Consider the following 19729-nt stretch of genomic DNA (forward strand, 5'->3'; position numbering starts at 1 on the left):
TATGTATGTCTTATAATTCGCGGCGGAACTTCTCGATAAAGCGATATGGATACTCTGAAGGCAAGGCACTTGCCTGATCCAGCCGCTCCCACTGAGCCTCCGAAAGCCTCCAGCCGGCAGCACCCATATTATCTTCGTATTGTTCCAGCGTACGTGCTCCGAATATAGGGGACGTAATGCCCGGCTTATGAATGAGCCAATTCAATGCGACCTGAGCCGGTGACTTGTCCACTTCTCTGGAAACCTCCAACAGCTCGTCCAAGATCCGGAAATTTTTCTCCGAATTGCGAAGCTCCCACCGGCTTTCCCCTGCCTTGGAGGAGAGCCTGCCTTCACTCGGCTCCACGCCCCGCTTATAGCGCCCTGTAAGGAATCCACCGCCAAGCGGTGCCCAAGGGATCACGCCTACCTGTTCCTCTAGGCAAAGCGGCAGAACTTCCCGATCCATCTCGCGGCTCACAAGACTATACTGCGGTTGAACAGAAATAAACCGCGCGTAGCGGTTGTGGTCACTGATGCCCAGAGACTTCATTAGCTGGTAGCCCAAGAAATTCGAGCAACCGATATAGCGTACCTTGCCGCTCGCGACCAAATCATCAAGCGTTCGCAGCGTTTCTTCAATCGGAGTCAGATGATCCCACACATGGACCTGATATAAATCAATGTAATCGGTTTGCAGCCGCTTCAAGCTATTGTGAACTCCATCCATAATATGCTTGCGCGATAAACCGCGTTCATTAACTCCAGATCCCGTGGCCATTCTTACCTTCGTAGCCAGCACAACATCCGAACGCCGTTCACGGATCGCTTTGCCGACAATCTCTTCGGATTTACCTGAGACATACACGTTAGCCGTATCGATAAAATTGCCGCCCCGTTCCAGGAAGCGGTTGATCATCTCGATAGAATCGTTCTCGTCTGTGGATGAGCCAAACGTCATGGTACCCAAGCATAGCTCGGAGACGATCAGGCCGCTTCTTCCCAACACACGATATTGCATGCCCATCCCTCCCGTTACTTCTTCTCCTCATCCTCGTCGACGAATTTGATGTTATCGAGCTGAGTTCGTAAAGAAGCCTTGAACGAATTGATGTATTTGGCACGCAATTCATTCCGCTCCTCAATCTCTGCATCCGACAATCCCTCAGTCTTCGCCTTCCGGGCCAACTCATTAATTCTCTTCACTGTTACATCGTGATCTGATTCCTGCATGCCGGTCCTCCCTGTCAAGTCATGATCCTAATAGCTCAAATTATACTTTGACATTCCGGCCATGCATTGTCAAGAGAACCTGTCGAAGAAGAGGTTATAGCAGCAAGAAGATTACGGGATCAACAGTTTCTGTCCCGCCATCAGGGAAGAGTTTTTCATGCCGTTCAACTTCTTGATCTCATATATATATTCCTTAATATCCGCTTTGGGAGACTTGAATTCAGAAGCGATTCCCCATAAAGTATCACCACTGTTCACCACTATAAAAGCATGGCTTGCAGGCTGGGGATCAGCCGCGTAAGCATCCGCGTTGCCGAACAGCATGGTAATGAAACCAGCGGCAAGGAGAAGCCCCGCCAATACAGCACTTAGCACAACGAGCCTGCTTCGGCGATTGTTGGCAGCAGGCATAGGCTGCCTCTTGGAAGAAGAATACGCAACTTCATGAAATGGAATTGATTGAATCATATCGTTCGCGCCCCCAAACATTTGTTCTGTTCTCAAATTATCACGAACAAACGTTTGTGTCAATCGCATTTTTTCGAACTTATGTTTGTACGAACGGCTATTCTATGCTATACTTCCACTTAATGATTCCCTTTAATTGGAGTGATACGATGAGTAAGATTTCCTCCCGCCAACAAGCGATTCTTAATTTTATTAAAACCGAAGTCAAGGATAAGGGTTACCCACCTTCCGTACGCGAGATCGGCGAAGCTGTAGGCCTCGCTTCCAGCTCCACCGTTCACGGACATCTCGAAAGACTAGAGAAGAAGGGCTTGATCCGCCGCGATCCGACCAAGCCGCGCGCCATCGAGATTCTGGATGGAACCTCTGGCGACGGTGCCTTTGCCGTATCCGTGTCCCACGTGCCTCTGATCGGCCGCGTAACCGCAGGCGTCCCGATTACAGCAACAGAGAATATCGAGGACTACTTCCCGCTCCCCAGCCATTTTGTAGGCGAGAATAACGTCTTCATGCTCAGCGTCATCGGCGAGAGCATGATCGAAGCCGGGATCCGCAACGGCGACTATGTCATCGTTCGTCAGCAGCAGACGGCCAATAACGGCGAGATTGTCGTAGCGATGACCGAAGAGGACGAAGCTACAGTCAAGACGTTCTACAAGGAAAGAGATCATATCCGCCTGCAGCCGGAAAATCCAACAATGGAACCGCTTCGGCTGACGAATGTATCCATCCTCGGCAAGGTCATCGGCGTATTCCGCAACGTTCACTAATCTTCAATAAGATTTTGAAACCCCCTGCCACATTCTCGATCCTTACGGACGGGAAGTGTGGCAGGGGGTTTCTGCATGCATATGACACATGACCGTTCGTTAAGGTGAGGAACCGGCCACCTATCGACCTTCCCTGCTCGCAGCTGCATCTAGGAGCTTATCCTCAACCTTTGCGACGAATTCAAGAGCCTTGCGATGTTTTTTGTTTTCGGGGAAAGCCATGTTTCTTCGCACTGAACGCTATAATAAGTGCCACAAGCAGCAAAATCAACAGCACCCCTGGGAAAGCCTGCGCCCCCACCATGTCTAACAAGATGCCACCTGCAATGCCTCCGCCAGCAATGGCCAGATTCCACACCGTCGTATTAATGGGCATTACAATATCCACACCTTCTTCGCCGCTTGCATCAGCAAGTGCGGTTTGCAATAGTGTTGCGGCCCCCCCGAAGGTAAGTCCCCATAACGCAACAGCCGCATAAACGACCGACGCCGATGTGCCACCCGCCAACAGGGCTACAGATACCAGCGCAAAGCCAATTAGACTGACCAATACCAGCAGGCGCAGCTTGTGGTCGATGAGCAGGCCAATAACCCAGATGGATACAAGAGCCGCTAATCCAAAGACCAGCAAGACCAGATCGACACGTTCTGCGAGCCCGGCTCGCTCAAGAAACGGGGCAATATACGTGTACAAAATATTGTGTGCCAGCATCCAGGTAAGGACCACCATCAGAATCGGACGTATGCCCGGTAAAACAAATACCTGCCGGACTGTCATTCTCTCCTCTGCAGGCTGACCGGGATAGTCCGGCACCTTCCATAGCACCCACACGATTAACACAAGAGTCAGAAGAGACATCAGCCCGAATACGGGGCGCCAACCGATTAGATCACCCAGCAAAGTTCCGGCCGGCACCCCAAAGGTCAACGCAATGGGTGTTCCTACCATAGCAACAGCAAGGGCACGCCCTCTCAGAGCTTCCGGAACCATGCGCCTGGCGTAACCGGCAACCATCCCCCAAGCTGCGCCAGCAGCCACACCGGCAATAAAGCGTGCCGTTAGTGTCAGAGCGTAGCTGGTCGATAAGGCGGTGATCGAGTTGAAGACTAAAAAAACTGTAATAATGGCTATCAAGAGCGGGCGCCGCCGCACGCTTCCGGTAAACATGGCGAACGGAATCGCCGCCACAAGCGAGCCTAACGCATACAGGGTTACGAGTTGCCCGGCCATCGCTTTCGTAATATTTAACCCTTCCCCGATTAACGGCAGGAGCCCCGCTGGGATTGTCTCTGTAAGAATACAAATAAACCCTGTCATCGCAAGTGCCAGCAATGCAAGCCAAGGAAGCTTAGCAGGCATATTAGCCGATTGAGCCAGATCTGTGGATGATGAGATGTGAGACAAAGTATGTTCCTCCTAAAAATAATTATGGATCACTCATTCCACATATTAAACTCAACGCAATCCCTTGTCAAGGACTTCTGGATCGATTAGTATATATTAAATAGAAGGAGGTTATCTTATGCCACGAACGGGACGTCCCCGAGCATTTAATCGAGACCAGGCGGTTGTCGCCGCAATGCTTCTGTTCTGGGAACACGGCTTTGAATCCACTTCACTTGCTCAGTTGCGCGCTGCGATGGGAGATATATCAGCAGCGAGTTTTTACGCGGCGTTCGAATCCAAGGAGGCGCTGTTCCGCGAAGTGGTGGATCAGTATATCTCCACTTACGGACAAGTTTCGGAAAGCTTCAGGGATACAAGCATGACAGCCAAAGCAGCCATTGAGGATGGTTTACGGCGATCGGCACGGATGCAGACCGAAAGCTCCCACCCTCTAGGCTGTCTGATTGTGTTGTCCGCTTCGACCTGTTCTCCTGAACTCAAGCACATCATGGAGTTGCTCTCCAAGGAACGAGAAAAGGTCCGCGGCTGGCAGCAGGCTTGTATCGAACGGGCCATTGCACATGGTGAGCTACCCGCTTCTACGGATATTCCCATGCTGGTGACCTTGTTTGACACCTTTCTTCGAGGGATTTCTTCACAAGCCAGGGACGGTGTTCCAATTGAGGCCATTGATGCTGCCATAACAATGCTAATGAGCGTATGGGATGCGCTGTCTGAAAAGACGTAGGATCGGGGTAACATTTAAGCGAGGACAAGTATCGAATCATCTACTGACGTAAAGTTAAGTATAGGAGCAAAGTAATATTTCCAGCCTGCTGGCCAACAAAAAAAGCGTGTATCCGGTCTCCCGGATACACGCTTTCAGTCTTAATGATTAATACAGGGTCAAATACTGCTCACGCTCCCAGGCGTGAACTTGCGTACGATGAATATCTCATGCTAATGTTTTGCCTTGTTTCGTGAGATAAACAGGGTTTTCAATGAATTATCACGGAACGCACATTCGTGTTTTGATGTTGTTTAACCTTTATATGTGGGCAAATCAGGGGCGCTCTTGTGGGCGCCCCTGTTGCATTTATCACTTTATTGTCAGTACAAAATTCTCGTTCGGAGTAATTATCCTAACCTTCTCTGGAATGGGCAATTTTCGCGCTTCAAATAAAAGCTTCACTCTCACGGAAAGATATTTTTTGCTTATTTCACTATTATATCGTACTTCGTGCATATCGTTCCCTCTTCCAGGCAAAGACATTTGCGATTGAATGCAAGTCATTGCGATTATTTATGTGTTTCATTTCAGATGAATTTGATTTATTATTACAATGTACCGAAATGCTTAGACTCATTGCAGTGAGTCTTTGCACCTATAGCCGTTGGCTCTCTACATGAGCTACGGCTATTTGTATCCAACTTCATTTCCTCACCTCCTTAAATTGATGTATAATATTGTATATGTCAGTTTGCGAGGTGAGACATGCCCCTGGAAAGGGGGAGTTGCCGCTTGCACTCGCTATTAGGTGATATGACACCTGCTGAGTTTGCTCGACGTATGGAGGTAGCCCCATCAACCGTTTATCGCTGGATCAATAACGAGCGGAATATGACCTACGAACATACGGTACTAGCGTCCAGGATACTTAATTGCCATGCTGAAGATTTTTACGAAGTTACTTTTATCAGTAAACGCAAGCGGCGGTGAGTGAGTTTTCGCTCCTCCCCTCGCTCGAAATTCGCCAATATGGCGAAAATTTTATTAGTCAAGAACTTTATTTTCACTCAATCCCTCGAATCCTCAAGTTCTCTTTTACTTGTGGCGAATGTATGCTTGCTACTTTTGCGGCAATCCTTTTATCAGCATCAAAAAAAGCTTGGCCTCTTGCTTTGCTGAAGCTGGTAACTCTGTTTATATTAAGAAAGTTTGAATGATCAGTACGAATAATCCCTTCTCTATATAGTAAACTACTTGATTCAAAGTCTTCAAGCAAATGGACATTGGGATACTTCTTACCATTGGTATGCTGATAGATTATTCTTCTTTTTTGAGTATCTATGTAGTAACATTCTGATATTTTTATGTTGATCAATTCATCTGGATTATCAGCATCTATACATAATGCGACTAACTCTTTTTTCTCTAAATAAATGAGTTCTGCTATTTTTTTCACCGCAGCCTCTCTTGAGGCCATATCCAGACCTTGCTCTTCCAATACTTGTCCTATCCGGCTTACAAGGTCCTCCATTCTCGAATCCCCCTCTCTTAGGCGTACACTTTACGCACATCGTTTTAATTCTATGTACATGATTTTAACACAGATTTTGGCATTTGTGGGGTGCAATTAAAGTACCTACCAATTGTCATTGACAAAAATATAAATACATGATATAGGGGCCTAGAACAGTAAATGTCTTAGGCCCCTTTATCAGTTAAAAGTAAACGTAATCTAGAGTAACTTGGTCTTGAGCAAAAAACGAACTTATCGGAGTTGTTAAAGCAGAACTTTTTTCGCTGGTATCCATCATTTTCGAAGTGCGAAAAATGATTGATATTTACTAAGATCCCTGTATCTGCCCTTACAAATCCGAATTGCTCAAGCATGATTTCCAAAGACTCAAGCGACCCTTGAATTTTAGAAATGTACTCTTGGTTGGCAGTATACATCTTGATCTTTGCTGTACTTTTTATTCTTGTTACTTCTAAGTATATTACAGACGTAACCATGATTGTCTGAGTATTTTCATCAACGTCCCAACAAGGTATAGGTAAGTCGAAATTATTCATATCAACATCATTTCTTTCTCAATGCTTCCGGGGCATGCTTATCTCCCAAAGGGAACTTGTCTGTAACGAAGAGCACAAGCGCAGCCAACCCTAGCGCAGCGGAAGAGTACTTTGCAATAGCTTTGATCATGGTGTCACCTCCTTAGTGGAACTAAAGTAATCGCCTGGCATAAGCAAGCTACAACCAGGTGAATGTCTCCTATCGTAAAACAAATTGCGGCAACTACTATTGCGGTTGATTTCCGAATCCAGTTTACCGGCGATTTGATCAATACCAATAATACAACCGCAATAATTGCTGGTATAGAAATTACGCTAGGCCACTGTATTAATAATACCATAATTAGCATCGTGACGGTCACAATAACGCACAAAGTTAATGATTTAATGTGGATTCCTTTTGCTAAAGTCCTCATTACTGCAAACACAATTAGAATTCCTACAGACAATATAAAATTGTTTGTCAGATATCCAACCAATAGGAATAATCCTATTGTTAAAACCATGTTGATGCCTAATGAAAGTGCATAGCTCATCACCTCTTTATCAACCGTCTCTTCTGGGTTAGCCCGCTTTATTGCTCCTGCTATGCCATCAGATAAATAATCAATTGGGTCCTTCAAACTCTCACGTCCCTCTTATAAGCTATCAAAAGCAAGCACACTAATGCGACCGCCTCTATTGCCATAATGATGGTAACACCAAATCCTCCATATGAGATGACCAAATTAGTGGTCGATGCAATGATTAGAATGCCTATAGTGTTAATTGTAATTTGATACTTTTCCTGTTTGCTAAACCTCCGTTTCGCATCGTGAGGAGGAACGGATATAAATGAAAATCCAGCATTAATCTTATGTAAGAAATATGCGATCAATAGGCCGGTTAGTTGCCCTATAGCCTGGACCATTGATATGCTGAGTCCGGCGTTGTTAGAGGCGTCACTCGAAGCTACAACGTTCAGTAGGTCAAGGATCGTGAATACTGCGAACACTACAATTGAGTAGGAAAGAGCGCCTATGGTAGAGATTATTAAGGAGTAGTAAAGGCTTACCTGCATTAGGGCTCTCATTAATAGCATTATCGTTATAATTTGAATCAATAAATCTATTTCTGATATGTGTAATACAAACCTAGTGACGTATGATTCTATCGAGCATACGGATGCTATGACAATACACGCTTGGTAGTGATATTTATAAGGCCAACGGAAAATCTTAAGTACCAGGTAGAGCATTACCGAGATGTCGAGGAAACCTAGAATGAGAAAGCCGACTGTAGACATGTTTTTACCCCTTTTACCCTATTTTATTTTAGTGATTAAGGTTTTGTTGTTCTTTGGCTTTCTCGGTTAGCCTGTTTACGATCACACTTACTGTACACCTCTGTTCCTCTGCCATAACCTTAAGCCACTCAAGTAACGCAGGTTCGAAGTATATAGCTTCACGGATTTTTTTATCTGCCTTTGGCGGCCTACCACCCATTTCAATCACCTCCATAATTTCATTTTACAGCATTTAAAATGCTTTTGCAACACTTTAAATGATTGTTTTTTCCATTTTCCATTATTTACAACCATTAGGTAATCTGATATTATTGGCTATAGTTCGGAAGCACCGACAAAAGGCCCACGAGTTTTACGACTCCTGGGCTATTTTTATAATGGGAGTGTGGGTTAGTTGAACGTAGAGGATGACAAAATTAAAATGACTCACTTAACTAGCGAAGAAATAAAGAAAAGGACCTTAAGGTCTTGGTCGTATGTCGGCGCTGGATTAATAATTGTAGTGTTTTTATGGCCGTTTATTAGCAATACACTGAATGGAACTGCGAATAAGCTTGAAACGACTTCCGCCAGGATCAATACAATAGCTTCTGATATGGAAAATAAGGTGCAGCCTCAAGCCAAGAGTACAGACGTTCCTAAAACTGATAATAAGCCAACTGCTACATCTAATCCCCTGCCCACCAGTAGGAGCAAACCAGCCTCTATTGGAACAACCATTGACTTTACTAATAGTTCGATAATAGAAAATTACAATGGGCAACTAAGTGTAGATGAAGCAATTCGGGGCGATAAAGCCTGGAGACTTATCGAAAAGGAGAATAAGTTTAACGAGGAAGCTCCTGAAGGAAAAGAATATCTTCTTGCTAAATTATCCATTAAGATATCCGGTAATAAAAACCCTGATGCAAAGGTATCAATTAGTAAATCTGACTTTACATTAGTCTCTTCCCAAGGCAAAGATTATAAGTTCTTCAGCGTTGTGGCCCCGGAGCCTACTATCAAATCGGAGTTATATGTCAACGCGCAGCACACTGGATATGTTGCTTTCTTGGTTGACAAAAACGACTCCGAACCGCTTATCACTTTTGCGCGCAAGAGCGATGGCACTGGCGGCGTGTGGTTTAAAACAAAATAACTGCAGAGCCCTCTATCCTTCGACGGATGAGGGCTCTTTTGTACTATAAAATTCTAAGCGTTCTTGGTTTAGACTCCTCCCAATCCAGCAGCCCCTTCTTTTTCAACCTCTCCAGATGCCCGTGAATCGTGCTGGACGACTGGAGGCCCACTAGGTCTGCCACCTCTCTAAATGTTGGAGGATAGCCGTTCAGGGCGGCGTAGTGTGCAATTACTGAAAGTATATCCTCTTGCCGCTTGCTCAGTTGCTCTCTCTCCACGTAGATCCCCCTATTCCTTTTTTAGGTCCCCAATCAAGCCGTAGATGCGATCCCCAATCTTTTTGCTGATCGTTGCTTTTGCTACGTCCCGGGTGATCAATAACTTATCCTCGTACCCCTCAATAATGTACCGGTAGTGCAAGTCGCTGTCCTCCCGATCATCCCGATAAACCTTTATCTTGCGATCCCGCAACTCTTTATTGATACGGACAAGATCCGCATGTATCCGATCCAGAAGGACTTGAGCAGCAGCTATATAGAGCTTTTTGAGCGGGGATTGATTTAGCAGCAGATCCCTGCCGTTTTGCTCTACTATCGTCAGCACAACGGGCAGCAGCATGGCGTCGCGAATCATCTCAAGCTCTTCCCGCGTCGGTACCCTTGCCCTTTTCAACTCTTTTTGTTCCAGATTCCGCCGCTCGATCAGTGCCTCTTTGTGCTGGGGTAACATCATCCTGCTTGCCTCCCATCGACCGTTCCCGGTCAGCTTTTTACTAATACTCACATGTAATGACCACCAATCTTTTGAGACCTCTCCAATGCCTGACCGGCTGTAAGGAGGGATGATGCCCTAAGGATAGATGAGTTGCCGAATCGATTTTTAATGCTGTCTGTAGCCCGTTCCAGGTTACGCAGCCTCACCTTATCCGTAAACAGCGAGAGTTGATACGTATCGTCTGAGGATAGCCCTGTGAGGGTGACGCCAACTCTACGGACAGGGAGGCCGTCCCAGTGAGCGCGAAACAAGCCCCGAGCTGCCTCATAGACCTCTTTGGTTATGTTCGTGCTGTCTTGCAGCGTGGTTTGTCTTGAGAAGCCCGTAGGACGGTCAAAATCAGCTCCGCCGCAGCCCACGGACACCACTCGGCCCTGGTATCCTTTTGCCCTGCAGCGGCGGCAGACCTCCTCCGAGAGCTCTAGGATGATAACGTCTATGTCGCTGAGTTTGCTGTAATCTTTGGGAAGGGTCAATCCATGGCCGACTGCCTTTTGGGCATCGTGCGTTGATGGCGTAACCTGGGAGTCATCTATCCCGTTCGCAGTTTGCCAGTACAACTCCGCCTGAATGTCGCTATTACGACCCATCCGCTTGCTCATACGTCGCTTGAAGTCTGCTAGCGGCATTTGAGCTACGTCCCCGATTTTGTTGATACCCATCATGTTAAAGTGTCTTGTCATCCGCAGTGCTACACCGTACATCTTATCGATCGATAAAGGCCATAGATGTTTGGACACCTCGGCTTTGGGTAATACAAATATCCCTCCATCCACCTTTTTGGCAAAGTTATCACAGGCTGTTTTTGCGAGGATTTTGGTATCCCCAATCCCGACCCTAGACCAGACGCCCGTTGCCAACATAATCTTAGCCTGGATTTGCTGAGCAATCTCTAGAGGGGAGCCAAAATACCCTATTGATCCGGTTACGTCCAAAAATTGTTCGTCGATGGAGAACGGTTCTACGAGGTCCGTAAATGACTCATAAATCTCCGTGATCAGCATGGACACCTCGATATACGTCTGCATACGCGGACGGATGACGATGAGGTCCGGACACTTAGCTAGCGCGGTGCCTAACGTTTCTGCCGTTGTGACTCCGAATGACTTCGCGATGGGACAGGCGGCGAGAATAATACCGGACCTACGCGCAGGGTCGCCGGCCACAGCAACGGGCTTATCCGCGTATTCTGGGTGCGCCGCCTTCTCGACCGACGCGTAAAACGATTGACAGTCCGCGAGCATAATAACGCGTTCCATATGTTCGCCTCCGAATGAGAACGTTTGTTTGTATTATATGCGAACAGTGGCGTTTTATACAATGGGAAAATATTACTCATGTTCTTATTTTGTTCCCATTTACATTTATAAACGTTCATGGTATATTTAGATCAACAACAAGAGCGGACACAATAAACCGCAGGCGCACCAAGGCGTCGGGTACAGGAGAGATTCGATATGATTAAAGTAACGATCAAAGAAACCGGCGCAAAAGAAACGCTCAGCATCGTCGATCCACGTAGTAACGTTGATTTCGTCAGTGACTTCATCGGTAACCATGGCGCGTTCATCGACGGACAATTTACGTACGATGAAGACTCGGATATGTTCGCGGCCGATCAAGACACTTACGATTGGTGGGCGAAGGTAACTACGGATCATCAGGCGTTGGAAGATCGTATCGCGGAATTGGAGGAGGAGCACGGTAAGGACCGAGTCCAAGCAGTCGTCCACGGTGCTAGCGACTGCGATCTCGAGGACATGGCTAGTGCGGTAAACGGAGCGCTAGATGAAGAATTTGGAAATGAATAAATTTTGCGAACGTTGTGGGAATAAATACGAGGGTACAATATCTTCCCGCTTGTGTCCTCGTTGTTTGAAGAATAGAGGAAGAACGCCCTATTCTGAAGACGAACTAATCGGATACTTAAAGCAGGCTGCTGCGTACTTTGGAGGTACTCTTAATATTGAGCAATACATAGCATATCACAAAACTAATACCGGTCCGAGCCTCCCTTTAATCTATAAGCGATTTGGATCAATGCAAGTTGCCCGTAAAAAGGCTGGAATCTTGAAAACGCAAGCGAAAAAGAGAACGAAAATAAACGGACTTATGTCTGTGAGACAAGCGGCGCTGATGTACCCAGAATCGAATCTAACAGTTCAAAAGTACGTAGACGCTAAGTTGAGTCCCTCGTATCGCTCATTGATTGACGAGTATGGATCGTGGGGCGCCGTCTGCCGGGAAGCTGGGATCGAGTATCAACCAGCACCAAGGAAAACAGATTTGGAGTCTCATCTAGAAAGGCTAAAAATAAACCTTGAGACACTCGGCCACGTTCCCTTGCAGAGTGAATACAAGGGACCACCTAGTTTATCAACCATAAAACGGTATGGACTTACGTATGACGAGGCTGTGAAGTCTGTTGGTTTAACTCCCGAAGCGAACCGACCCAGGCGTCGAACCACTAATAATAATAATAGAAAGCCCCCACAGACAAAGGAACAGCGGAGAGAAAAAAGTCGCGCCTCGGCATCACAACGTCGCTTAAATTTGTTATCTAAAGGGCTTTGCCCTCAATGCGGTAAACCTTGGGTCGAACCCTTGGCAGTACATAAGGCTAAACCAAAGTACTGCCTCAACTGCCAAACATACTTCAGACGGAGGAAAAATAATGAATAACAATTGGGTAGGCGCAGGCGTGTGGGCTGGGTGGCGGCTAACAACCGACCATCCCGCCAGTTCTTACGGACAGCCGGTTCTCGTCGATCCGGACGGACGATCATACGGACCGGATGACGTTAGGATTAAGGTCTATAACGCTGATCTAGCGCGACGAATCGGCAGCTCGCCGCAAGCTATTAGGGGACGCATCGACCGCGGTACCCTACCGCCATATGACGGAGTTGACGGCGCAGGCCGGTCGTACTGGTTCGAAGGAACGGTGAAGGACGTAAAATGAGCGGTAAATGCCCGATCTGCGAGAAGCCGCTTGGCCGCAATAAATACACGTGCTCTATGCGCTGCTGGTCCGTACTTAAGAGCAACGTAAAAACTTGCATCATATGCGGCAAGACGTTCGCTGACTCTCCAAGTAACGGTACAGTCACGTGTGGATCGGAGTGCTCGGCGGAAAACAGGCGGCGTAAATACTCTAGCGTGTACGCGGAGTCACTCACCAAAGCGCATGAGATGGCGGCGCTATCGCCGTTGACTGGGCGCTTTGAGACGCACATGCACGCCAAAGAGTGGGTTATACAATCTCCGGACGGCGAGATATACCGTTGCCGTAACCTCAAAAATTGGATACGTGAGCATATCGATATGTTTGACGGCACACTAAATCAAGCGTGGGATGGCATTGTTAAGATCAAATACTCTGCTCAGGGCAAGCGTAAAAACCCGGTCAGCCAATGGAAAGGCTGGCGGCTACTTGAGTGGGGAGATTAAAAAAGAGCAGTAAGGGCGTCTATCCCTACTGCTCTTTTGCATACTACTCTGTCATGCTTCCTGTTACTACAAATTCCCGCTTTGACTCTTTGCGATAGCCTGAAGTGTACTGTTTACTAGTTTCCTGAGAAACGGTATATCTTCTTTGTTAACTTCAATGTAGCCGTATAACATGCTTACCAGTCGAGGACGGATCACGAGTACATTAATTCTTGGCGGATATTCGTAATCTTCGTCTAGATCACCAGCAAGGTCATCAAGTTTTTCATAACCGCCGTGGATTCCGCCGTTAGAAAAAACACACCAGTTCATTTCATCTGCTTCGCCATCCGGGAAGATGGATTTTAAATCATCCATTGTTTTGATGCTCTCTTTGTTCTCGTAATGTGACATACTATCCCTCCTTTTCTTTTTGGTGCTCGATGATATAGTTTGGCTGGACCTCAAAATAAGTACAAAGCTTATCGATCACTTCCAAAGAAACATACTCGCCCTTCCCCATTTTTGCCAGAGTCGAAGAAGAAAGCCCCAGCGCTTCCCTCATCTCCGTTCTCGTCATTTCTTTCTCTACAAGAATTCTCCAAAGCGGTTTGTAGCTGAACATAAATATCACCCTTTTGAAACTTTATATCTGAATAATAACATGTAATATTCGATAAATCAAATATTTTGTTTGACAATATGTTTTATAAGTGATATATTATGTTTAGGAAGTCGAACAATTGACTTTCGAAAGGAGGCAAGCATGAAAGATTGGGTAACGCTCCTTACGGCTATCATCCAACTCATAACCGCAGTAATGCTGATGAAGCCGAAAAAGGACAACAAAAAAGGAACCCCACGTAAGCGCCGCAAACGCAAATAAGGTTCCCAGGAAGGTCGGACTCGACCCGGCCTTCCTCCCAATCTTAACATAAATGGTTCAGGATATACAATGTGCCGGCGGGCTTACGCGGGGAGGTAATGGGGATGACGCTCAGTGAGGTTAAGCAGGATTATATCGACGACATAATCAAACGCGGTCTTGCGACGACTCAGAAACAAGCTGAGAGGCTTTTCTTGGAAGCGCTGAGCCGCAACCTCGTCGCAACGGAAATCTTGGAGATGTGCGCGCACATCTCGAAGGAGGAGTAACTGATGACGGAACGTCAGATGAGGTGGGAAGCCGAGAAGGAACGCTACAATGCCGCGTTGAAGACAAATGTGGTCAATTACCTCGGGTGCACAGTCAGCTATAAGAACATTAGTGGGTATGGCCGCTTCTACGTACAGACTCCGTGGGATAGCCATATTGACGGTAATGAATACACGTCAATCATTAAAGCGAAGGCCGCGATCAAAGAAGTAGCGGTCAAGTATGCGAGTAAATAACACAGGCCCTTCGGGGCCTTCCGGGAGGGATACGGTATGAGTCGTGAGGAAGTATGCGTAGGCGTGGAAATTGGTTGCCCCTTTCCTGAAGTCGGCAAGCCGCTGATATTAGACGGGTTTGGCAATGATGATTTGTTTGTTCCGGAAAGCATCACAAAAATTGAATGGAAAATCTACGACGATGTAAAGCGCGTGCAAGTGTATATGTACGGTGTTCGCAGCAAACTTAAAAGACGTGGGTAGCGTAGGGGCTTCGGCCCCTCTTAGGAGGATGAACGGGGATGAACTTGAAATACATCGGCGTTAACAATCGCGGACGCGCAGAGTGGGCGGAACTCGACTTGGCGGATAATCTATGGCCGGAAGGAAGAATCATGGAAGAGTGGGAGGTGCGGCAATATAGACCAATTGTCGAGAAAACGGAGAAGGCTCTCGGGCGTACCTTGGAACGGGCAGAACTCAGCATTCTTGCATGGCTGTCTGGTATGGATAACAGTACGGTAAAGGCCGTATCATCCCTCATTGGCGCTGCGTATGAAAACGGAAAGAAGGAGGGCTCCACGTGAACAACATAACATGGATAGTAATCATTGCCGCGCTGCTGATGTCGATTGTGGCGCTGCTCAGGGCGCGTAAATGACCGGATGGATGCGAGAGGCTGCGGATAAGCTTGGAGGCTACCGGACGGGTACGCTTGTCATAGATGGCGGTGTGGTGAGCCTCCAGGATGCCACGGGGTTATTGTCGGAGTTGACGGATAAGGATCAAATAGAGGTACTTAACGGCGATGCCTACGAGGTTGTAACGCTGCTGCAGGCGCTAACACTGCGTACTGGCGAGGGGTGGCCCCTGCTGGCTGGATTGTATGCAAGGGTTGCCAAGGATAGTGATTCTCGCATATGATGATGGTAAATAATAGTAGGAGTAACCGGACACAATGACAAAATCAAAGACGACAACCAGTTTTAAATTTGATGATGACTTTATAGCCTTGCTAGATGCATGGGCGTTTGTAACTAAGCAAGAGAAAGGCGTTCTTTTACAGGAAGCATTCCGTGAATACATCAAGACGGAACAGAACTCAGACGTTGCTGGAAAAGTGAATACTGTCTTAGAGATCATGAAGTAGTACATGGACGGGAGGAATAGCTAGTGTTTACAGAGGTTCAATTATTCGAGATATTTGGCTTCTACGAAGAAGACAGGTTTTTTCATGTTAAATCCGATTACTACGAATTACTTTGTCCTCATCCTGAACCCGTAGATTTTAATGACTTGTATAAGCCTTCCGTAAAACTTAATGAACACGTTGTCACATTGAAAAAATGCGCTGTTAACACTAAAGTCATCGGTTATGCAGGGAAATGTGAAATCTGTGGGAAAGTTTATTACAAATAAGTTAAAAGCAGCTCATTACGAGCTGCTTTTTATTTGCACTAATGAAGGGGTACGTAGCATGCCATTTCGCGTCCAGTTACGGAATTTCACGGTTGCTTTAAGCCGCGGCTCCAGATAAACGAACCTGCTGTCCTCGCCCGTCTTGAGTGCACTGACATGGCTAAAGAACGCCTTACGGTGGGTCGCCGTAACCCCTAGTTCGATTATCCCCGCAGGCCGAAGCTTGCCACCCTCCTCCACTTGAGCCAGCCATCCGAACTCATCCTTGCGGTAGCCGGTCAGGTACACGTCCGCGTACTGGTAGTTGACTAGTTTCAGCCAGTCGGCAGACCGCCGCCCTACATATTTGCTCGTTTTCCGCTTGGCAACCATCCCCTCCATACTCCTTGCTGTCACAGCCCTCCATAGATCGTCCCCGCGTCCATCTATCTGCGGAACAATACTCATGTTTGTTCCCGGTATAAAGACCGACTCCAAGACCGTGCGACGTTCGACTAGCGGCAGTCCGCGTAAGTCGCGCCCACCGTGAAACAGGATATCCCAAACGATATAGTTGACCGGACGACGCCGGGCGTGCCGTTCGATCTTGTCGCGCTTTTTGAGTTGAAAGCGATCCATGACGGACTCGAAATCAATTGCGCCGCTCTCATTCGTGCAGCATACTTCTCCATCAAGCACTACATCGCCCTCTATGGGAACATCCTGTAGCTCGGGATACTGACGTGTGCATTCATTACCGTGCCGTGTCCATAGCCGTACCTCCGCACCTTGTTTGCGAATGATAAGGCGGTGTCCATCTATCTTGGGTTCAAATACGTAAGCATCGTCACTAAACGGCTCTTGGATCGATTCCAGCAGCATCGGAGAAATAATCATAGTCATCACCTATTAACATTGTATCATCTACCGCTGCATGCATAATTAGGAGGATGATGGGTACAATACCAATCACTCCTCCTCTAACGTTTATATAGATGCGAAAAGCCCGCTAGCGTGTGCTGGCGGGGTAAGGTAATTTTTCCTTTGGTTCACTTCAGGAGATTATTATGAGTTTAGAGTTAGACGGGTAGTGTTCCGAGGAAATAGAAAAGCCCCACTCCAAGAGGAATGAGGGCTTTTTTTCACACATTAAGCAATTTATTTCTTTCGTTAACTTCAAATGAAAAACGTTTTTTTATTAATTCATTTATTGATTTTGTAGAATCAATAAATGATAAGTTCTGACGGATATAATCAAACGAATATTGATCTAGTAGATCGATAAAAGCTGAGTTGATAAATGAGGATGAAACGCTATCTACTCCGTCAAAAGAAATGGTCGTCTTAGTTCCAGTTTCGAACTGTTCGAAGATTAACGAACGAACATCATCGCCGTCAGAGTTGGAGTAGCAACGATCAACATGATCAAGCACCCTAATCATTCCCACAAAAATTCCTCCTCTTCATTTTCGATGGTATCAGTTCTGAAGTTAATCTCTAATAAAGTTCCTGGGTAAAATCCAGCCGTATTTTTAACTTCGAATTTGATCCCACCATTGCCGTCTCCGGTACAATTTAGTATACCACGGTTTGAATGAATGTAAACAAATCCTTTGTTATTTTTAACTACATTATGTAATAAAAAGTCAAGACCTGCTCCTCTATTTCTGGGGCTTGTCTTAGTTGTGAACCCTTCCTGAACAGCTAATCTTATTGCTTCTCCATCTGATAATGAAGGATGAATTCGCTGTATATGAAACGGTATCCCTACTCCGAAATCCGAAATGGCGAACATAACCGTATTATTTCTGGGGTACTGTTGGACGAACACGCTGCCGATTTTCTCGGAGGAATGATCTTTAATATTGTTAAAAACTTCTTTCATGCATGTCTCAACATCTCCCAATGATTTCTTTGTTAAACTAAGTTTACTTGCTAACCACACCATTGTACTTGTTAGATAATCATGGCTTTTGGCATATGTTACATTTGATAATGGAAGGGTAGTTGGTCTTAGTCTTGCATATCCGTCTAAGCTATTTCCAAGGTAATGTTTGAAGAACATAGAATCATCTAAAAATGCAATCGGACAGAATTTAATAAGTCTATTTGGAGCTCTATACACGAAACTCACCTTTGTGCCGTGTTTCATTAATTTCCCGATTAAGTTACTTAAAACTGTGACACCAACGGGAGTGATAAATTCCAAAGGTCTGAAATCAAAGGATATTTCATTTGAATGTGGCTCATTTTCCTCGTTTAACGTATTGGAAATAAACGAATACATGCTCTCGCTATCAAATTGCGACGGTAGTCTTACCTCCATAAATAACACCCCTAGATCAAATTAGGTAAATAGTACCACTTGAGTGGGGGTTTTTCAACAAAATATTTCCACATTATATTTAAATTACACATTTCCTTACCCCGCAGCAAAAGCCAGCGGGGTAAGGAAACTTTTCCTACTCTATGCCTTTACTCGTCTACGCTCATCAATCAATACCTTGAGTAACAGCAGGTCCTTGTATGTCAGTGCCTTGTCCCGAGCGGCTTGCACCCATTTCCAATCCGAGATAATCCCCTCGTTATACGCATCCCCAAGATACTTGTCCAGTTCGTCCCATGCCCATTGGTCATACTCCAGTACTTTGTTCATGTCGTCTTCCTCCGTTTCCACTTGGACCAAATCATATTTTTGCAGGCCGTTACTTTCGATCAGCGAGATCAATTTGTTCGCGTAGTTAGGATCCGTTGCATACCCTGCCTGCTGCAACGCCCTGGCTGCTCCCTTGTAATCCAGCGCGGCGCAAGCCTGGAAGAACCCTGCCCGAGCATAACGTCCATTTTGGACAAGGAAATCGCTGTGATCCACGATCGATCCCGTCCAATCAGGATAAGCCCGGAATCCGGCCTTTATTGTCACCCACTGGCCGTTGATGTACTCCTTGGTGTCCTGCGTTGTTCCTGCACCTTTGATGCCAAACAGGTTGTTTCCCGGAGCGCTCCTTCCCCAAGCACTCTCAAGGGCTCCCTGAGCAATCGTAATCGACGCCAGCACACTGGTACGCAACTGCTCGACCTGAGCTAAAGGGGCAATTTTGGCGATAAACTCTGCTGCTGTCATTGCCTCTCCTCCTCATCCTGCCTCGCACCTGGCGGGCGGATTGATTTGTGCTGCATCTGTGCCGCCGCTGCGGCCACCAGAAAGGCGTTAGCGAACGTAAGCGGGTAAAGCCGCCAATCATGACCGTTGGCCCCTAGTGCAAGCTGAGCGATCAGCAGCACACCAAAGGCTACGGCGACGGCAAGGTGATCCGTAGGCACATTCAGCCAGCGGTCAAGCACTCCCTTCGTATACTGCACGATGAAAAACGTAAGCAAAGAGGCTCCGCCAATCGTAGCCAGCGCCTCCCAAGTGAAGAATTGAGTATCCATTTATATCACCCTTTCCCTTTCAGCAGCATAGCCATAGCGGCTAATATCACGCTGCCAATGATTGTAGTTGCTGCCCAGTTCACGACCTTTTCGACTCTGTCCAGCCGTTTGTGTGCTGATCTGGTGCTCTGGAGCGATTCCTTGGCCCGGTCGTCAATTTCCTCGACCTTCTTTGTCAGATCCTTAATGCCGTCTATCTTTGTCTCCATCCTTACAAGATCCAGCCTAAGCGCCACGAGCTGCTCGGAGAGTTGTTTTGTCTCGTCTGTTGGCATAATGTG

General features: G+C 46.6%; 32 protein-coding genes. 13 read left to right on the plus strand and 19 right to left on the minus strand.

The window, feature by feature from the left end; all coding sequences use genetic code 11:
- Positions 1-10 precede the first annotated feature (10 nt).
- The 3 genes from WMW72_RS11965 to WMW72_RS11975 form a co-directional block, all read right to left on the minus strand.
- On the minus strand, positions 11-1000 hold the full coding sequence (locus tag WMW72_RS11965) for an aldo/keto reductase (RefSeq protein ID WP_341415696.1): 990 nt from the start codon (positions 998-1000) through the stop codon (positions 11-13).
- 14 nt (positions 1001-1014) lie between these two features.
- Positions 1015-1212, minus strand: coding sequence for a DUF896 domain-containing protein (locus WMW72_RS11970; RefSeq protein ID WP_341415697.1), 198 nt, complete (start codon positions 1210-1212; stop codon positions 1015-1017).
- A 111-nt stretch (positions 1213-1323) separates the two neighbouring features.
- Entirely contained in the window at positions 1324-1680 is a 357-nt protein-coding gene (locus tag WMW72_RS11975) for a LysM peptidoglycan-binding domain-containing protein (RefSeq protein ID WP_341415698.1), read from the minus strand.
- Positions 1681-1829: 149 nt separating this feature from the next.
- Here WMW72_RS11975 and lexA point away from each other — a divergent pair, with 149 nt between their 5' ends.
- Complete coding sequence (lexA, locus tag WMW72_RS11980) at positions 1830-2450, plus strand: transcriptional repressor LexA (RefSeq protein ID WP_341415699.1); 621 nt, start codon at positions 1830-1832, stop codon at positions 2448-2450.
- Positions 2451-2631: 181 nt separating this feature from the next.
- Here lexA and WMW72_RS11985 read toward each other — a convergent pair whose 3' ends face one another.
- Complete coding sequence (locus WMW72_RS11985) at positions 2632-3855, minus strand: MFS transporter (RefSeq protein WP_341415700.1); 1224 nt, start codon at positions 3853-3855, stop codon at positions 2632-2634.
- Positions 3856-3973: 118 nt separating this feature from the next.
- Here WMW72_RS11985 and WMW72_RS11990 point away from each other — a divergent pair, with 118 nt between their 5' ends.
- The gene (locus WMW72_RS11990; protein WP_341415702.1) at positions 3974-4585 is read left to right on the plus strand and encodes a TetR/AcrR family transcriptional regulator; all 612 of its coding nucleotides are present in this window, start codon (positions 3974-3976) and stop codon (positions 4583-4585) included.
- Positions 4586-5380: 795 nt separating this feature from the next.
- A complete protein-coding gene (locus tag WMW72_RS35565) occupies positions 5381-5557 on the plus strand; it encodes a helix-turn-helix domain-containing protein (protein ID WP_423227539.1) in 177 nt (58 codons plus the stop codon).
- Positions 5558-5630: 73 nt separating this feature from the next.
- On the opposite strand, the gene WMW72_RS11995 is transcribed toward WMW72_RS35565, so the two are convergent.
- From WMW72_RS11995 to WMW72_RS12005, 4 genes are all read right to left on the minus strand, one after another.
- Positions 5631-6098: a hypothetical protein gene (locus WMW72_RS11995; protein WP_341415703.1), complete on the minus strand. Its 468-nt coding sequence runs from the start codon at positions 6096-6098 to the stop codon at positions 5631-5633.
- Between the two features lie 167 nt (positions 6099-6265).
- Complete coding sequence (locus WMW72_RS35570) at positions 6266-6637, minus strand: LytTR family DNA-binding domain-containing protein (protein WP_423227540.1); 372 nt, start codon at positions 6635-6637, stop codon at positions 6266-6268.
- 7 nt (positions 6638-6644) lie between these two features.
- A complete protein-coding gene (locus tag WMW72_RS12000) occupies positions 6645-6767 on the minus strand; it encodes a hypothetical protein (RefSeq protein WP_341415704.1) in 123 nt (40 codons plus the stop codon).
- Positions 6768-6771: 4 nt separating this feature from the next.
- A complete protein-coding gene (locus WMW72_RS12005; protein ID WP_341415706.1) occupies positions 6772-7260 on the minus strand; it encodes an accessory gene regulator B family protein in 489 nt (162 codons plus the stop codon).
- A 1056-nt stretch (positions 7261-8316) separates the two neighbouring features.
- Here WMW72_RS12005 and WMW72_RS12010 point away from each other — a divergent pair.
- Positions 8317-9060, plus strand: a complete 744-nt coding sequence (locus WMW72_RS12010) for a DUF4352 domain-containing protein (protein ID WP_341415707.1) — start codon at positions 8317-8319, stop codon at positions 9058-9060.
- Between the two features lie 43 nt (positions 9061-9103).
- On the opposite strand, the gene WMW72_RS12015 is transcribed toward WMW72_RS12010, so the two are convergent.
- The 3 genes from WMW72_RS12015 to WMW72_RS12025 are packed head-to-tail and all read right to left on the minus strand — an operon-like array spanning position 9104 to position 11074.
- A complete protein-coding gene (locus WMW72_RS12015) occupies positions 9104-9319 on the minus strand; it encodes a LexA family protein (RefSeq protein WP_341415708.1) in 216 nt (71 codons plus the stop codon).
- A 10-nt stretch (positions 9320-9329) separates the two neighbouring features.
- Positions 9330-9773: a YhjD family protein gene (locus WMW72_RS12020; protein ID WP_341415709.1), complete on the minus strand. Its 444-nt coding sequence runs from the start codon at positions 9771-9773 to the stop codon at positions 9330-9332.
- Between the two features lie 47 nt (positions 9774-9820).
- Positions 9821-11074: a DNA polymerase IV gene (locus WMW72_RS12025; protein ID WP_341415710.1), complete on the minus strand. Its 1254-nt coding sequence runs from the start codon at positions 11072-11074 to the stop codon at positions 9821-9823.
- A gap of 198 nt (positions 11075-11272) precedes the next feature.
- Between WMW72_RS12025 and WMW72_RS12030 the strand changes: the two genes are divergently transcribed.
- From WMW72_RS12030 to WMW72_RS12040, 3 genes are all read left to right on the plus strand, one after another.
- A complete protein-coding gene (locus tag WMW72_RS12030; protein ID WP_341415711.1) occupies positions 11273-11626 on the plus strand; it encodes a hypothetical protein in 354 nt (117 codons plus the stop codon).
- Between the two features lie 863 nt (positions 11627-12489).
- On the plus strand, positions 12490-12777 hold the full coding sequence (locus WMW72_RS12035; protein ID WP_341415712.1) for an AsnC family protein: 288 nt from the start codon (positions 12490-12492) through the stop codon (positions 12775-12777).
- Between the two features lie 197 nt (positions 12778-12974).
- On the plus strand, positions 12975-13265 hold the full coding sequence (locus tag WMW72_RS12040; protein WP_341415714.1) for a hypothetical protein: 291 nt from the start codon (positions 12975-12977) through the stop codon (positions 13263-13265).
- A 66-nt stretch (positions 13266-13331) separates the two neighbouring features.
- Here the strand turns inward: WMW72_RS12040 and WMW72_RS12045 are convergent, their stop codons facing one another.
- The gene (locus tag WMW72_RS12045) at positions 13332-13658 is read right to left on the minus strand and encodes a hypothetical protein (protein ID WP_341415715.1); all 327 of its coding nucleotides are present in this window, start codon (positions 13656-13658) and stop codon (positions 13332-13334) included.
- A 1-nt stretch (position 13659) separates the two neighbouring features.
- Entirely contained in the window at positions 13660-13869 is a 210-nt protein-coding gene (locus tag WMW72_RS12050) for a helix-turn-helix domain-containing protein (RefSeq protein ID WP_341415716.1), read from the minus strand.
- A gap of 365 nt (positions 13870-14234) precedes the next feature.
- Here WMW72_RS12050 and WMW72_RS12055 point away from each other — a divergent pair, with 365 nt between their 5' ends.
- The 6 genes from WMW72_RS12055 to WMW72_RS12080 all read left to right on the plus strand — a co-directional run bounded on the left by WMW72_RS12055 (position 14235) and on the right by WMW72_RS12080 (position 15765).
- Positions 14235-14399 (plus strand): hypothetical protein, encoded by a 165-nt coding sequence (locus WMW72_RS12055; protein ID WP_341415717.1) that lies wholly within the window; start codon positions 14235-14237, stop codon positions 14397-14399.
- Positions 14400-14402: 3 nt separating this feature from the next.
- On the plus strand, positions 14403-14636 hold the full coding sequence (locus WMW72_RS12060) for a hypothetical protein (RefSeq protein WP_341415718.1): 234 nt from the start codon (positions 14403-14405) through the stop codon (positions 14634-14636).
- Positions 14637-14672: 36 nt separating this feature from the next.
- Positions 14673-14879: a hypothetical protein gene (locus tag WMW72_RS12065; protein ID WP_341415719.1), complete on the plus strand. Its 207-nt coding sequence runs from the start codon at positions 14673-14675 to the stop codon at positions 14877-14879.
- 38 nt (positions 14880-14917) lie between these two features.
- Entirely contained in the window at positions 14918-15202 is a 285-nt protein-coding gene (locus tag WMW72_RS12070; RefSeq protein ID WP_341415720.1) for a hypothetical protein, read from the plus strand.
- A 70-nt stretch (positions 15203-15272) separates the two neighbouring features.
- Complete coding sequence (locus WMW72_RS12075; RefSeq protein WP_341415721.1) at positions 15273-15539, plus strand: hypothetical protein; 267 nt, start codon at positions 15273-15275, stop codon at positions 15537-15539.
- Positions 15540-15573: 34 nt separating this feature from the next.
- Positions 15574-15765 carry a ribbon-helix-helix domain-containing protein gene (locus tag WMW72_RS12080; RefSeq protein ID WP_341415722.1) on the plus strand — a complete coding sequence of 64 codons (192 nt, stop codon included), beginning with the start codon at positions 15574-15576 and terminating at the stop codon, positions 15763-15765.
- A 284-nt stretch (positions 15766-16049) separates the two neighbouring features.
- Here WMW72_RS12080 and WMW72_RS12085 read toward each other — a convergent pair whose 3' ends face one another.
- The 6 genes from WMW72_RS12085 to WMW72_RS12110 form a co-directional block, all read right to left on the minus strand.
- Positions 16050-16916 (minus strand): ATP-dependent DNA ligase, encoded by an 867-nt coding sequence (locus WMW72_RS12085; RefSeq protein ID WP_341415782.1) that lies wholly within the window; start codon positions 16914-16916, stop codon positions 16050-16052.
- A gap of 239 nt (positions 16917-17155) precedes the next feature.
- Entirely contained in the window at positions 17156-17455 is a 300-nt protein-coding gene (locus WMW72_RS12090) for an STAS-like domain-containing protein (RefSeq protein ID WP_341415783.1), read from the minus strand.
- On the minus strand, positions 17452-18339 hold the full coding sequence (locus WMW72_RS12095) for an ATP-binding protein (protein ID WP_341415723.1): 888 nt from the start codon (positions 18337-18339) through the stop codon (positions 17452-17454). The genes WMW72_RS12090 and WMW72_RS12095 overlap by 4 nt, the downstream gene beginning before the upstream one ends.
- Before the next feature lie 141 nt (positions 18340-18480).
- Positions 18481-19137 carry a glycoside hydrolase family 73 protein gene (locus tag WMW72_RS12100; RefSeq protein ID WP_341415724.1) on the minus strand — a complete coding sequence of 219 codons (657 nt, stop codon included), beginning with the start codon at positions 19135-19137 and terminating at the stop codon, positions 18481-18483.
- A complete protein-coding gene (locus WMW72_RS12105) occupies positions 19134-19448 on the minus strand; it encodes a hypothetical protein (protein WP_341415725.1) in 315 nt (104 codons plus the stop codon). The genes WMW72_RS12100 and WMW72_RS12105 overlap by 4 nt, the downstream gene beginning before the upstream one ends.
- A gap of 5 nt (positions 19449-19453) precedes the next feature.
- Positions 19454-19723: a hemolysin XhlA family protein gene (locus WMW72_RS12110; protein ID WP_341415726.1), complete on the minus strand. Its 270-nt coding sequence runs from the start codon at positions 19721-19723 to the stop codon at positions 19454-19456.
- Positions 19724-19729 lie beyond the last annotated feature (6 nt).

The sequence above is a fragment of the Paenibacillus filicis genome, from assembly GCF_038070315.1.
In the GTDB taxonomy this organism is placed as follows: domain Bacteria; phylum Bacillota; class Bacilli; order Paenibacillales; family NBRC-103111; genus Paenibacillus_G; species Paenibacillus_G filicis.